Origin of the sequence: Sphingomonas sp. EC-HK361, assembly GCF_902498785.1 — a bacterium.
Classification (GTDB): Bacteria; Pseudomonadota; Alphaproteobacteria; order Sphingomonadales; family Sphingomonadaceae; genus Sphingomonas.
This window is the reverse complement of record NZ_LR701493.1, coordinates 934,687-948,171: the sequence shown is the minus strand read 5'-3', so window position 1 is coordinate 948,171 and position 13,485 is coordinate 934,687. Positions and strand designations below refer to the sequence as shown.

Sequence of the window (13,485 nt, the reverse complement as noted above, 5' to 3'; positions counted from 1 at the left end):
GCGCGTCGACGGTCACGCCAGGCGCATCATGCCGCCGCGGCGTGGCGCCAGGGGGCGTAGAATTCGGCGAGCATCGCCTTCACCACCTTCGCCTCGGGTTCCTGGTTCACGCGGTTGCGGAAATCGGCCGATCCATTCAGCCCCCTGGTGTACCAGCCGATATGCTTGCGGGCCATGTTCACCCCGGTGACGGGGCCGTAATGCTCCAGCATTGCCTCGTAATGTTCGGCAATGACGCGGTATTGCTCGTCCAGATCGGGATCGGCGACGCGCCGCCCGCTCGCCAGCCATTCCATGACCTGCCCGAGCAGCCACGGCCGGCCATAGGCGCCGCGGCCGATCATCAGCCCGTCGGCGCCGGACTGTTCCAGCGCCGCCTCGGCATCCTCGATCGAACAGATATCGCCGTTGACGATGACCGGGATCGAGACGGCATCCTTGACCGAGCGCACGAACCGCCAGTCGGCCGATCCCTTATACATCTGGTTGCGGGTGCGACCATGGACGGTGACGAGCTTCACGCCCAGATCCTCGGCGATGCGCGCGAGTTCGGGCGCATTCAGACTGTCGTGGCACCAGCCCATCCGCATCTTCAGCGTGACAGGTGCGGTGACCGCCTTCGAGACGCCCTCGACGATCGCGGCGGCGAGCTTCAGGTCGCGCATCAATGCAGAGCCGGCATCACCGTTGGTGACCTTGCGGACCGGACAGCCCATGTTGATGTCGATGATCGCAGCACCACGATCCTCCGCCAGCCGCGCCGCCTCCCCCATTTCATAGGGCGTGCAGCCGACGAGTTGCATCGACACCGGTTCCTCCAGCGGATGCCACGCCGCCTTCTGCAGCGACTGGCGCGTCTCGCGGATCGCGGCCTGGCTCGCGATCATCTCGGTGACGTTCAAGCCCGAGCCATAGCGGCGGACGAGCGTGCGGAACGGCATGTCGGTGACGCCGGTCATCGGCGCCAGCACGACGGGCTGCTCGATCCGCACGGGACCGACCTGGATGGGAGCGAGTTTCGTCATATGCCTGAAAAACGGGCAGCTACGCGAAAGCCACGCGATTGGCAAGGTAGAAGCCTTGCGGTAGGGCGCGCGCATGACCTCCGCGAAGACCGTCGCCCTGATCGTCGCCGCCGGCCGCGGCGAACGCACCGGCGGATCGGTTCCCAAGCAGTTCCAGACGCTGGGCGGCCGCCCGGTCATCGCCTGGAGCCATGCCGCGCTCGCATCGCATCCGCTGATCGACGACGTCATCGTCATCGTAGCCGAGGAGGAAACCGCCCGCCTGCCCGATGGATGGAAGAGCGTTTCGGGCGGCGCGACGCGGCTCGATTCGGTGCGGGCGGGGCTGGACGCGGCTGGGGATGCAGCGCGCGTCTTGGTCCACGATGCGGCGCGCCCGCTCCTTTCGCGCGCGGTCATCGACCGGCTGCTCGCCGCGATCGCGATCGACGACGGCGCGGTCCCGGCGCTTCCCGTCGCCGATACGCTCAGCCGTGGTGACGGCACGCTCGTTGATCGGCACGATCTCTACCGTATCCAGACCCCGCAGGCATTCCGCACCGAAGTCTTGCGTGCCGCCCATGCGGCCTGGCCCGCCGGTCGCGACGCCACCGACGATGCGCAGATGGTGCGCGCGCTTGGCGGATCGATCGCGCTCGTGCAGGGCGATCCCATGCTCGAAAAGATCACTTACGCTGAGGATTTCGCGGTGGCGGAAGCGCGGATCGACTGGGAAACCCGCTCGGCGAGCGGCCTCGATGTGCACCGGCTCGAAGATGGCGAAGAGCTGTGGCTGGGCGGCGTCCTGATCCCGCACACGCAGGGCTTGTCCGGCCACAGCGACGCCGACGTCGCGCTGCATGCGATCACCGACGCGCTGCTCGGCACGATCGCGGCCGGCGATATCGGCCAGCATTTTCCTCCCAGCGATCCGCAGTGGAAAGGCGCTGCGTCCGACCAGTTCCTCGCCCATGCCGCCACGCTGGTGCGGGATCGGGGCGGCCAGATCGGGTTCATCGACCTGACGCTGATGTGCGAAGCGCCGAAGATCGGGCCGCACCGCGAGGCGATGCGGCGGCGGATCGCGGCGATCCTGAATATCGCGGAGGAGCGCGTAAGCGTGAAGGCGACGACGACCGAGAAGCTCGGCTTTACCGGCCGCGGCGAAGGCATTGCCGCACAGGCGATCGCGACGATCCGTCTGCCGGGGTGGCAGGCGTGAGGCGCGCGGTTTTCGCGCTTGCCGCCGCTCTGATGAGCGTCGCCGTGCCTGCACAGGCGAGCGCCGCCTGCCTGACCAGCGCCGAAGCTGAGTCGATCGCGCTCGTCGCGATGCCCGACCTCATCCGCCAGACCGGGCAGATCTGCGCTGCGACGCTTCCCGCCACGAGCCTGGTCCGCAGACCGCAAAGCGCCTTCCTGCAACGTTACGACGCGGCCGCCGATGCGGCGTGGCCCGCCGCCAAGCTGGCGGTCGTGAAACTCAGCGATCCGGCCATGGAAATGCTGCTCCAGTCCGATTTTGCGCGGCCGATGCTGACTTCGCTCCTCGTGCCGCTGCTCGTCGGGCGGATCGCGACCAACGACTGCGGCACGATCGACCGGCTCGTTTCCCTGCTCGAACCGCTACCGCCGCGCAACACCGCGGGGATCGTGGTAACGACCCTGCAATATCTGAAGGCGGAAAAGGCGAAGGGGAACGGCGCGGTCGCGGACGTGCCCGATCTTCCCGTCTGCACCAGGGGCACGCGATGACCTATTCCGTTCTTCCCGCCGAACTCGTCGCGCTCGCGCGCCGCGTGGTGGAGGAAAACCGTGCGGCCGGTCGCCGGGTGGCGGTCGCGGAAAGCTGCACCGGAGGGCTCGTCAGCGCCGCACTCACGGAGATCCCCGGATCGTCCGACGTGCTTGAGGCCGGCTTCATCACCTATTCGAACGCGACGAAGCGCAAGCTGCTGAACGTCAGCGCGGACGTGATCGACACCTTTGGCGCCGTCTCGATCGCGGTCGCCTGGGCGATGGCGCAGGGCGCGATCGAGCAGTCCGATGCCGACGTCGCGGTGGCGATCACCGGGGTCGCTGGACCGGGTGGCGGCACGGAGAAGAAGCCGGTCGGCACGGTCGTCTTCGCGCGCGCAGAACGCGGCGGCGATCCGCAGGACGTCATCGCCGACAAGAAGCACTTCGGCGAGATCGGGCGCGGCAGCGTACGCCTTCAGGCGGCGCTGGTGGCGCTCGAATTATTGCTGCCTGTTCCGGCCACGCCCGCCCCGTAAAGCTGCGCCGCGCGTTGCTCGAACGCGCCGATCATCTTGCGCAGCGCCAGCCCGAAGACCTGACCCGCGAGCATTTCGAACATGCGGTTCTTGAACTGGAAATCGACCGCGAAATCGACGAAGCATCCGTCACCATCCGGGCGGAAATGCCAGTCGTTGTGCAGATATTTCATCGGCCCGTCGACATAGTCGACGCGGATATGGTCCGGTCGCTGCTTCTCGACGCGCGAGGTGAAGGTTTCGCGCAGGCCCTTGAAACCGACGATCATGTCGGCGAGCGTCTGGGTTTCGCTATCCTCACGCACCCGCATCGCGCTGACCCAGGGCAGGAACTCGGCATAGCGCTTCACGTCGGCGACCAGATCGAACATCTGCTCGGCCGTATAGGGCATCCGGCGCGTTTCGGCGTGCTTTGGCATCAGACGCGGGCGAGTTGCCTCTCGCGCGCCGCGCGCAGCTTCGCGAAGTCGTCGCCAGCGTGATAGCTCGATCGCGTCAGCGGCGAGGATGCGACCAGCAGGAAACCCTTGGCGCGTGCGATCCCGGCATACGCATCGAACGCCTTGGGGGTCACGAACTCGGCGACCTTCGCGTGACGCGGCGTCGGCTGCAGATATTGCCCCATCGTCAGGAAATCGATGTCGGCGCTTCGCATGTCGTCCATGACCTGGTGGATTTCCAGCCGCTCCTCGCCCAGCCCGAGCATCACGCCCGACTTGGTGAAGATCGACGGATCGTGGCGCTTCACACTCTCCAGCAGGCGTAGCGACGCATAATAGCGCGCGCCCGGCCGGATCGTCGGATAGAGACGCGGGACGGTTTCGAGGTTGTGATTATAGACGTCGGGTCGCGCCGCGACGATCGATTCGACCGCGGCCTGGCTTTTGTTGCGGAAATCGGGCGTCAGGATCTCGATCGTGGTGGACGGCGTCGTGCGGCGCAACGCCTCGATCACCTTCACGAACTGCGACGCGCCGCCATCGGGGAGATCATCGCGATCGACCGAGGTAATGACGATATGTTCGAGACCGAGCTCGGCGGCGGCATCCGCGGTATGCTGCGGCTCCAGCGCATCCACCGCGCGCGGCATGCCCGTCTTCACATTGCAAAAGGCGCAGGCGCGGGTGCAGGTGTCCCCCAGGATCATCACCGTCGCGTGCTTCTTCGTCCAGCACTCGCCGATGTTCGGACAGGCCGCCTCTTCGCACACCGTATTCAGGTTCAGCCGGCGCATCATCGCCTTGGTCTCGGCGAAACCGACGCTGGTCGGCGCCTTGACGCGAATCCAGTCGGGCTTGCGTTCGCGCGAGCGCGGCGCGAGCGGTGTCATCTCGTTCATGGCGGCGCAGATAGCCCCGCGCGGCGCATGAAACAATGGTCGCGCCGCTGTCATAGTGGAACCGCCATCAGGCGGCTCGGTTGATGTAGAGCAAGATCGTGGCCACAAGGCCGCGACGAACTCAACAAGAGGACGACATGACCGATTTTTCCGACCTCGTGGACGGCTATCATCGTTTCCGCTCCGCCGATTACCGCCGGCAGCGCGAACGCTGGGCGGAGTTGAAGGACGGCCAGAGCCCCAAGGTCATGGTCATCGCGTGCTCGGACAGTCGGGTCGATCCGGCGCAGATATTCGACACGCTGCCGGGCGAAATCTTCGTCGTGCGCAATGTCGCGGCGCTCGTCCCGCCCTATGAAACCGGCGGTGGCCGCCACGGCGTTTCCGCCGCGCTGGAATTTGCTGTGACGAAGCTCAAGGTCGAGGAAGTCCTCGTCATGGGTCACGGCGCGTGCGGCGGCTGCGCGGCGGCACTCAGCAACGCCTTCAAGGACGCAGCGCCCGGCGAAGGCGGCTTTATCGCCGACTGGGTCAGCATCCTCGATGAGGCGCGCGACAAGGTGAAGGCGTCGCACGGCGACGGGCCGGACGCGTCGCGCGAAATGGAGATGGAGGCGGTCCGGACGTCGATCGAGAATCTTGAAACCTTCCCCTTCGTCCGCAGCGCGGTGGACTCAGGGGCGCTCAAGCTTCGCGGCGCCTATTTCGCGATCGCCGATGGCAATCTCCACGTAATGGACGACGGGGGCGTCTTTTCGCCAGCGTAAAGGGTGCGGGGCCTTGTGCCCCGCTCCAGCTCCACGCGGGGTGAAGAGCTTGCATTTGCGCGGCATTTTTTCGGGGCATTCCCAGGCGCCCAGGATCGTTCGGTCCGCAGTCCACGCAAATCGACGCTGCCGTGAAACCGTTAGCGCGTCTTGAACGCAGCGCGCGCGACCGTTTCCACTTCGGGGTTGATCTCGGGCGGCTCCATCGAAACCTGCGCTTCCAGCGCGTCGGCCACGATGGAAAGCGCGGCGATGCGGGCTGCCTTCTTGTTGTCGCCATCGATGACGTGCCACGGCGCCCCGGGCGTGTCAGTCTGCTCGAACATGCCGTGCATCGCGGCGAGATATTCGGGGCGCTTCGCCCGGTTGCGATAGTCGTCGAGGCCGGTCTTCCAGCGTTTCCACGGATCGTCGAGCCGCGCCTTCAGCCGCTTGTCCTGCTCCTTCTGGCTCACATGGACGAACAGCTTCACCAGCGTCGTCCCGCTTTCGATCAGCTTGGCTTCGAAGCGGTTGATCTGATCATAGGCACGCTTCCACTGCGGGCGGGTGGCATAGCCCTCGACCCGCTCGACGAGGACCCGGCCATACCAGCTGCGGTCGAAGACGGCGATGTTGCCGGGTTCGGGCAGCCGCGTGCGGAAACGCCAGAGGAAATCGTGCGCAAGCTCCTCCCTGCTGGGCGCCGCGATCGGATACACCTCGTAATTGCGCTGGTCCCACTCGGCGGTCATCCGCTGGATGATGCCGCCCTTCCCGGCCGCATCCCACCCTTCGAGCATGACGACCGCGGCGCGGTGGCGGACGATGTGGGCGACCTGGATATGCTCGAGCCGGGTCTGAAGCTCGGCAAGATCGTCGGCATATTTGCCCTTGTACTTCTTGCCGGATTCGAAGTCGTTCAGATCGATGGTCATGGCGCGATCTTAGCGCAATAATGCACGCCCGCGAAGGCGTGAGTCCAGGCTGGATCCCCGCCTTCGCGGGGATCCATTCAAGCCTTGGTCACCTCTGCCGTCGAGCGCAGGTTGAGCTCCTTCAGCTGCTTCGCCGTCGCGAAGTTCGGCGCGCCCATCATCAGGTCCTCCGCCTTCTGCGTCATCGGGAAGACGATGACCTCGCGGATGTTGGGTTCGTCCGCCAGCAGCATGACGATGCGATCGACCCCGGGTGCGGAGCCGCCGTGGGGGGGCGCGCCGTATTTGAACGCATTGATCATGCCCGCAAAGTTCGTGTCGACCTCGGCCTGCGTGTAACCCGCAATCTCGAACGCCTTGTACATGATCTCCGGCCGGTGGTTCCGGATCGCGCCCGACGACAGCTCCACGCCGTTGCAGACGATGTCATATTGATAGGCGAGGATATCGAGCGGGTCCTTGGTTCCCAGCGCTTCCATCTCGCCCTGCGGCATCGAGAAGGGGTTGTGGCTGAAATCGATCTTCTTGGCGTCCTCGTCATATTCGAACATCGGGAAATCGACGATCCAGCAGAATTCGAAGCGCTTCTCGTCGATGAGGTTGAGTTGCTCGGCGACGCGCGTGCGGGCGAGACCGGCGAGCTTGGCCGCCTGCGCTTCCTTGCCCGCGGCGAAGAACAGGCCGTCGTCGGGGCCGAGGCCGAGCGCGTCGGCCATCGCCGACATCTTGTCCTCGCCGTGATTCTTGGCGATCGGGCCGCCCCACTCGCCGCCTTTGCGGGTCGCGTAGCCGAGGCCGGCAAAGCCTTCGCCTTGCGCCCAGGCGTTCATGTCGTCGAAGAACTTGCGGCTCTTCTCGGCGGTACCCGGCGCAGGAATCGCACGGACGACGTCGCCGGCTTCGACGATCAATGCGAAGCGGCCGAAACCCGACCCCTTGAAGTGATCGCTGACGTCGGAGATCAGGATCGGGTTACGCAGATCGGGCTTGTCGTTGCCGTATTTCAGCATCGATTCGCGATAGGGGATGCGCTTGAAGGGCAGCGCCGAGACAGTGCGCCCTTTCCCCTGCCAGTTCGCAAATTCCTCGAAGACGCCGTGGAGCACGGGTTCGATCGCGGCGAACACGTCGTCCTGCGTGACATAGCTCATCTCGAAATCGAGCTGATAGAACTCGCCTGGGCTACGGTCAGCGCGGGCGTCCTCGTCGCGGAAGCAGGGGGCGATCTGGAAATAGCGGTCGAAGCCCGCGACCATCAACAGCTGCTTGAACATCTGCGGCGCCTGGGGGAGCGCGTAGAATTTGCCGGGGTGGACGCGGCTGGGAACGAGATAGTCGCGCGCGCCCTCGGGGCTGGAGGCGGTCAGGATCGGGGTCTGGAACTCTGTGAAACCCTGGTCGATCATGCGGCGGCGAAGCGAGGTGATGACGTTGGAGCGCAGCAGGATGTTGGCGTGGAGCCGCTCGCGCCGCAGGTCGAGGAAGCGGTAGCGCAGGCGGATATCCTCGGGATATTCCGCCTCGCCCGCGACCGGCATAGGCAGTTCCTGCGCCGCGCTCTGGACGGTGACACCCTGGGCGAAGACCTCGATCTCACCGGTCGGCAGGTTCGGGTTGATCGTCGCGTCGGAGCGCTTCTTGACGACGCCGTCGATCGTCACGACCGATTCGGCGCGGATCGCCTCCAGCGCGGCGAGCGCGGGCGAATCGCTGTCGGCGACGATCTGGGTGATGCCGTAATGGTCGCGCAGATCGAGAAAGAGCACGCCGCCATGGTCGCGCTTGCGGTGGACCCAGCCGGACAGCCGGACGGTGTCGCCGACTTGGGCGGCGGTCAGCGCGGCGCAGGTATGGGTGCGGTAGGCGTGCATGGCTAACATTCCGTGTTCCCGCGCAGGCGGGAACCCAGAGTTCCGAGCACCACGCATGTGACTCTGGATCCCCGCCTACGCGAGGATGACGAGGAAAGAAGGCGCTGCGCTTCTTCTCCACTCGTCACTTTGTCAAGGCGCGCGGGTGCGTCTATGGGCTTGGCGATGCACGTACACCCCTTGATTACCGACAGCGCGACCCTCGCCAATCTCTGCACCCGGCTCGCCCGGGCGGACTTCGTCTGCATCGATACCGAGTTCATGCGGGAGAGCACCTATTGGCCCGAGCTCTGCCTCATCCAGATCGCCGACGTGAACGAGGCAGCGGCGATCGACCCGATGGCGCCGGGACTCGACCTCGCCCCGCTGCTCGAGCTGATGGTCGCGAACGAGGATGTGCTGAAGGTCTTCCATGCCGGCGGGCAGGATCTGGAAATCATCTACAACCTGACCGGCACGACCCCGCACCCGCTGTTCGACACGCAGGTGGCGGCGATGGCGCTGGGGCAAGGCGAGCAGATCGGCTATTCGAACCTCGTCGACAGCTGGCTGGGAATCCAGATCGACAAGGGCGCGCGCTTCACCGACTGGAGCCGCCGTCCGCTCGATGCGCGCCAGATCGAATATGCCATCGGTGACGTAACCCATCTGGCGAAGATTTTCCCCAGAATGCTCGAACGGCTGCGCAAGACCGGCCGCGGCGCGTGGCTGGACCATGAGATGGAGCGGCTCGGCGATCCGCTGAATTATGCAAACGACCCCGACCTCGCCTGGAAGCGCGTGCGGATTTCAGGCCGCAAGCCCGACGTGCTCGGCCGGTTGAAGGCGATCGCGCGGTGGCGCGAGCTGGAAGCGCGGGGCAAGGACCTGCCGCGCGGCCGCATCGTCAAGGACGAGACTCTCGCCGATCTCGCCGGCCATCCGCCCAAGAAGCAGGCCGATCTCGCCAAGGTGCGCGGGCTTTCGGCGACCTGGGCGCACAACGATATCGGCGGAAGGCTGATGGCGGCGATCGAAGCCGCGAAACCGCTCGATGCGGACGAGTTGCCGCCGCGCGAGGATCGCAAGCCCGGTCTCGGCAAGGAAGGCGCGCTCGTCGCCGATCTGCTGAAGCTGCTTCTGAAAATCCGCGCGCGCGACATCGATGTCGCGCCTCGCCTGCTCGCCCGCAGCGACGAACTGGAGCTTCTCGCCGCCGGCCAGCGCGACGGGCTGTCGATGCTGGATGGCTGGCGGTTCGACCAGTTCGGGCGGGATGCGCTCGATCTTGTCGAGGGACGGCTTGGCTTTGCAGTGAAAGGCGGCAAGCTCAAGATGACCCGGACGGAGGACGCATGAAGGCTCTGGCCGCGCTCACCCCACTCGCGCTCATCGGCTGCGCCGCCGCGACCCCCGCGCCCGAGCCGATGCCGGGCGGCGTCCGCTGCGATGCGAGCGCGATCGGCGATCTCATCGGCAAGCCGGCGGACGCGACCCTTGCGACGGAGGCGTTGCGCCGATCGGGCGCGCGAACGATCCGCTGGCTTCATCCCGACACCGCGATGACGATGGATTACCGGGTCGATCGGCTCAACGTGAAGATGGACCTGAAGAACGTCGTCACCGGCTTCACTTGCGGGTAAGCGTCAGGAGGTGACGATCGGCGTCCGGCCGAGCGCCGCGGCGAGTGCCGCGTGACGTTTCGCGACGGTTTCCCCGTAGAATGAGAGGTCGTCTCCAGCCAGGTGCAGCGTCAATGCCGTGCCGTCATCGGCCAGGTGCGAGCGCTGGAGCGGACCCGCCAGCCCTCCGCTGAGGCGCTGCCCCAAACGCATCGCCAGCCCCCAGCCATGGGCGCGCACAAGATCGTCGCCGCTCGCAAGTGCAGGAATCGGCTCGGGCGATGGCGCACCACCGCCAAGGCTGGTGTGGAGCGCCTGCGCCAGCATGGCGCGACCCCGCGCGTCGATCGCTACCCAATTGCCGTGGAGCGCGATCTCCACGCCGCGTTCCGCGCGATATTCGGGGTTCGCGCGCCAGCCCACATCGGCGAGCAGGCACGCGGCGTGGCGCAGCCGCGCGTCCGCCGCCGTCTCGCGCTCGAACAGCGGCGCGATCCAGCGATCGAGCAGATCGCCATGTTCCGGAAAGCGGCCCGACCGGGCGCCCTCGTCGCGCGCGGCGACGATCAACGGATCTTGCCGCTGCGTCGCGGCGTCGAGCGCGCCGAACAGCAGGCCCTCGCGCAAGCCGTATGCAGATGTGATCGTCGTGCTCGACTTCAGATGCTTCAGCAGGACCGAGAGCAGCGCGGTCGCGTTGCCCAGCGTCGGGATCCGTCCCGAGGATAGGCCCGATATTCCCTTCAGCTTGCCCTTCGCGACGTGTGAAAGCGTGCGCCCCAGTCGCGCGATCGTTTCAGGCGGCATGGGATAGCCATGGATGATCGGCAGCGGATAGCCGACCGCGTGCATGTCGAGCCGGGCAAGCGCGCGCCACGATCCGCCGACGAGATAGAGCGGCAGTCCCCGCCCCGCCCCCAGCCACCCCGCGTCCTTCAGCAGCTTTGCCACACGACGATCGAGTGCGCCCTGCGTGCCCGCGCGGATGGCGGCGATTCGCAGCACGCCAAGCGGAAACGATGCACGTTCCCCGACTTCTCCGTTCCGCACCCGGACCAGTTCCAGGCTGCCGCCGCCAAGGTCGCCGACGATTCCATCCGCGTTCGGGATGGCGGAGATGACCCCGCGCCCCGCGCCGATCGCTTCATCCTCGCCCGACAACAGTTCCACCGTCAACCCGGCGGCGTTGGCCACAGCAATCAGCGCCTTGCCGTTCGCGGCATCGCGCACGGCCGCGGTCGCCACCGTCCGGATGACGTCCGCCTCCATCTCGCGGGCGAGCGCTGCGAACCGGACGAGCGCGGTTTCCGCCATCCGCATCGAAGGTCCGTCGATTCGGCCCGTCTGGGCGAGCGATCGCCCGAGCCCCGCCAGCACCTTTTCGTTGAAGAGGATCGCCGGCAACCGCGCCGGCCCCTGATAGACGACGAGGCGGATCGAATTCGATCCGATGTCGATGATCGCCGTGCGCGGCTGTTGGCCGGCCGCAACCGGCGCGCGCGATCGCACGATCCGAGCCAGCGAAAGATCAACCACGGCGTCGCAGCGAAAGCGTCGGCACCTCGCCGCCATCCTCCAGCGCCGCACCGCGCCCGGACAGCGACGGATTGGTCATGAAATACCGATGGAGATTGAACGGTTTGTCACCCGGCTGGACGCGAACATAGCTGCCGTCCGGCTTCAGTTCCCAGCTCTGCTCGTTGTCGATGAGGTTGGCGACCATGACCTGATCGAGCACCTGATCGTGGACCGTCTCGTTCTCGATCGGCAGCATATATTCGACGCGACGATCGAAGTTGCGCGGCATCCAGTCAGCCGACGAGATGAAGACCTTGGCATCGTCGTTGGGCAAAGCGGCACCGTTGCCGAACGCGGCGATCCGGCTGTGTTCGAGGAAGCGGCCGATCACCGACTTCACGCGGATACGGTCCGACAACCCTTCCACGCCGGGGCGCAGGCAGCAGATGCCGCGAATGATGAGGTCGATCTCGACCCCCGCGCCGCTCGCCTCGTACAGCTTCTCGATGATCGCGGGATCGACGAGGCTGTTCATCTTCGCCCAGATTGCGCCGGGCTTGCCCTCGCGCACAAAGGCGATCTCCGCATCGATCCGCGCGATCAGTTCCTTGCGCAGCGATTTGGGCGACAGGCTAACCAGCTCCATGCCCTGCGGCTCGACATAGCCGGTGATGTAGTTGAACATCTTCGCCGCATCGCGCCCGCAGCGCGGATCGGCGGTGAAGAAGCTCAGGTCGGTGTAGATGCGCGCGGTGACCGGATGATAGTTGCCCGTGCCGAAATGGCAGTAGCTGCGGAACTGCCCGCCTTCGCGCCGCACCACCATCGAGACCTTGGCGTGGGTCTTCCAGTCGATGAATCCGTAGACGACCTGCACCCCCGCACGCTCCAGCGCGGAGGCCCACATGAGGTTCTGCTCCTCGTCGAAGCGTGCCTTCAACTCGACTACCGCCGTTACCGACTTGCCGGCCTCGGCCGCGGCGATGAGAGCGTTGATGACCGCGGACTGCTTCCCCGCGCGGTAGAGCGTCTGCTTGATCGCGACCACGTCCGGGTCGGCGGCGGCCTGTTTCAGGAAGGCGAGCACGACGTCGAACGTCTCATAGGGGTGGTGGACGACGATGTCCTTCGCCCGGATCGCCGCAAAGCAATCGCCCCCGAATTCGCGGATGCGTTCAGGGAAGCGCGCGGTGAAGGGCGGGAATTTCAGGTCGGGGCGGTCCTCGTCGACGATCACGTCGAGATCGCCAATGCCGAGAAAGGCGCCCGATTCGGTGATGATCGCGTCGCTGCCGCCCAGCTCCTCGCGCAGCGCCGAGGCGAGCGTTTCGGGCATGCCGGTTTCCAGCTCCAGCCGGATGACCCGGCCGCGCCTGCGCCGTTTGATCGCGTTGGCGAAGTAGCGGACGAGATCCTCCGCCTCTTCCTCGATCTCGATATCGCTGTCGCGCAACACGCGGAACTCGGCCGCGCCCTTCACGTCATAGCCGGGGAACAGCATCCCCGAAAACCGCTTCAGCACCGATTCGATCGCGACGTAGCGCGCCTTTTCGCCCGGGAGGCGGACGAAGCGCGGCATCGCGGAGGGGAGCATCACCAGCTCGCGGATCGGCTCCTGATCGGACAGCCGCTCAAGATCGAACATCACCGCCAGCCCCTTGTTGGGCAGGAACGGAAACGGGTGCGCCGGATCGAGCGCCTGCGGGGTCAGGATCGGGAAAAGCTGTTCCCGGAAATGCGTTTCCAGCCACGCCACGTCCGACACCTCGAGCCGCTCGTCGATCACGCGGCTGCCGAGCACCTGGATGCCCTGTTCGACCAGCGCGTGGCGGATGTCCCGCCATACCTCCTGCTGGCTGGCGAGCAGCGCATCCGCCTCCCGCGTAATCGCGGCGAGTTGCTGGGAGGGCGTGAGCCCATCGTCGGACAGCGCATCGACGTCCTGCATCTGCTGGCCCTTCAGCCCGGCGACGCGGACCATGAAGAACTCGTCGAGATTGGACCCGGAGATCGACAGGAAACGCAGGCGCTCGAGCAAAGGGTGCGCCTCGTTGCACGCCTCCTCCAGTACGCGGCGGTTGAAGGCGAGCCACGACAGTTCGCGATTGAAGTAACGCTCCGCCGATTCGCCCTCGAACGGATCGTCGTCATCCTCGATGACGGCGCGGGCGATGTGGACGGGGCGGGTCACT

Annotated in this window: 13 protein-coding genes; 6 read left to right on the top strand and 7 right to left on the bottom strand. The window is 66.1% G+C overall.

What is annotated here, in order from left to right:
• Positions 1–26: 26 nt before the first annotated feature.
• Positions 27–1,025, bottom strand: coding sequence for a tRNA dihydrouridine synthase DusB (gene dusB / locus BOS5A_RS05950; protein WP_151954240.1), 999 nt, complete (start codon positions 1,023–1,025; stop codon positions 27–29).
• A gap of 73 nt (positions 1,026–1,098) precedes the next feature.
• Between dusB and BOS5A_RS05945 the strand changes: the two genes are divergently transcribed.
• The 3 genes from BOS5A_RS05945 to BOS5A_RS05935 are packed head-to-tail and all read left to right on the top strand — an operon-like array spanning position 1,099 to position 3,280.
• Complete coding sequence (locus BOS5A_RS05945) at positions 1,099–2,226, top strand: bifunctional 2-C-methyl-D-erythritol 4-phosphate cytidylyltransferase/2-C-methyl-D-erythritol 2,4-cyclodiphosphate synthase (protein WP_151954239.1); 1,128 nt, start codon at positions 1,099–1,101, stop codon at positions 2,224–2,226.
• Positions 2,223–2,759, top strand: a complete 537-nt coding sequence (locus tag BOS5A_RS05940; RefSeq protein WP_151954238.1) for a hypothetical protein — start codon at positions 2,223–2,225, stop codon at positions 2,757–2,759. The genes BOS5A_RS05945 and BOS5A_RS05940 overlap by 4 nt, the downstream gene beginning before the upstream one ends.
• Complete coding sequence (locus BOS5A_RS05935) at positions 2,756–3,280, top strand: CinA family protein (RefSeq protein WP_151954237.1); 525 nt, start codon at positions 2,756–2,758, stop codon at positions 3,278–3,280. The genes BOS5A_RS05940 and BOS5A_RS05935 overlap by 4 nt, the downstream gene beginning before the upstream one ends.
• On the opposite strand, the gene BOS5A_RS05930 is transcribed toward BOS5A_RS05935, so the two are convergent.
• Together BOS5A_RS05930 and lipA are read right to left on the bottom strand one after the other, a co-directional pair.
• On the bottom strand, positions 3,220–3,699 hold the full coding sequence (locus BOS5A_RS05930) for a type II toxin-antitoxin system RatA family toxin (RefSeq protein ID WP_151954236.1): 480 nt from the start codon (positions 3,697–3,699) through the stop codon (positions 3,220–3,222). The genes BOS5A_RS05935 and BOS5A_RS05930 overlap by 61 nt on opposite strands.
• A complete protein-coding gene (lipA, locus tag BOS5A_RS05925) occupies positions 3,699–4,619 on the bottom strand; it encodes a lipoyl synthase (RefSeq protein WP_199857229.1) in 921 nt (306 codons plus the stop codon). Before lipA ends, BOS5A_RS05930 begins: the two co-directional genes overlap by 1 nt.
• A 137-nt stretch (positions 4,620–4,756) precedes the next feature.
• Here lipA and BOS5A_RS05920 point away from each other — a divergent pair, with 137 nt between their 5' ends.
• The gene (locus tag BOS5A_RS05920; RefSeq protein WP_151954235.1) at positions 4,757–5,386 is read left to right on the top strand and encodes a carbonic anhydrase; all 630 of its coding nucleotides are present in this window, start codon (positions 4,757–4,759) and stop codon (positions 5,384–5,386) included.
• Between the two features lie 140 nt (positions 5,387–5,526).
• Here the strand turns inward: BOS5A_RS05920 and BOS5A_RS05915 are convergent, their stop codons facing one another.
• Positions 5,527–6,303: a polyphosphate kinase 2 family protein gene (locus BOS5A_RS05915; RefSeq protein WP_151954234.1), complete on the bottom strand. Its 777-nt coding sequence runs from the start codon at positions 6,301–6,303 to the stop codon at positions 5,527–5,529.
• Positions 6,304–6,380: 77 nt separating this feature from the next.
• The gene (gene aspS, locus BOS5A_RS05910; RefSeq protein ID WP_151954233.1) at positions 6,381–8,174 is read right to left on the bottom strand and encodes an aspartate--tRNA ligase; all 1,794 of its coding nucleotides are present in this window, start codon (positions 8,172–8,174) and stop codon (positions 6,381–6,383) included.
• Positions 8,175–8,339: 165 nt separating this feature from the next.
• Between aspS and rnd the strand changes: the two genes are divergently transcribed.
• Together rnd and BOS5A_RS05900 are read left to right on the top strand one after the other, a co-directional pair.
• Positions 8,340–9,512, top strand: coding sequence for a ribonuclease D (gene rnd / locus BOS5A_RS05905; protein ID WP_151954232.1), 1,173 nt, complete (start codon positions 8,340–8,342; stop codon positions 9,510–9,512).
• Entirely contained in the window at positions 9,509–9,796 is a 288-nt protein-coding gene (locus BOS5A_RS05900) for an I78 family peptidase inhibitor (protein ID WP_151954231.1), read from the top strand. Before rnd ends, BOS5A_RS05900 begins: the two co-directional genes overlap by 4 nt.
• A 3-nt stretch (positions 9,797–9,799) precedes the next feature.
• Here BOS5A_RS05900 and BOS5A_RS05895 read toward each other — a convergent pair whose 3' ends face one another.
• Together BOS5A_RS05895 and BOS5A_RS05890 are read right to left on the bottom strand one after the other, a co-directional pair.
• On the bottom strand, positions 9,800–11,347 hold the full coding sequence (locus BOS5A_RS05895) for a Ppx/GppA family phosphatase (RefSeq protein WP_151954230.1): 1,548 nt from the start codon (positions 11,345–11,347) through the stop codon (positions 9,800–9,802).
• Positions 11,304–13,484, bottom strand: a complete 2,181-nt coding sequence (locus BOS5A_RS05890) for an RNA degradosome polyphosphate kinase (protein WP_151954229.1) — start codon at positions 13,482–13,484, stop codon at positions 11,304–11,306. Before BOS5A_RS05890 ends, BOS5A_RS05895 begins: the two co-directional genes overlap by 44 nt.
• Between the last annotated feature and the right edge of the window lies 1 nt (position 13,485).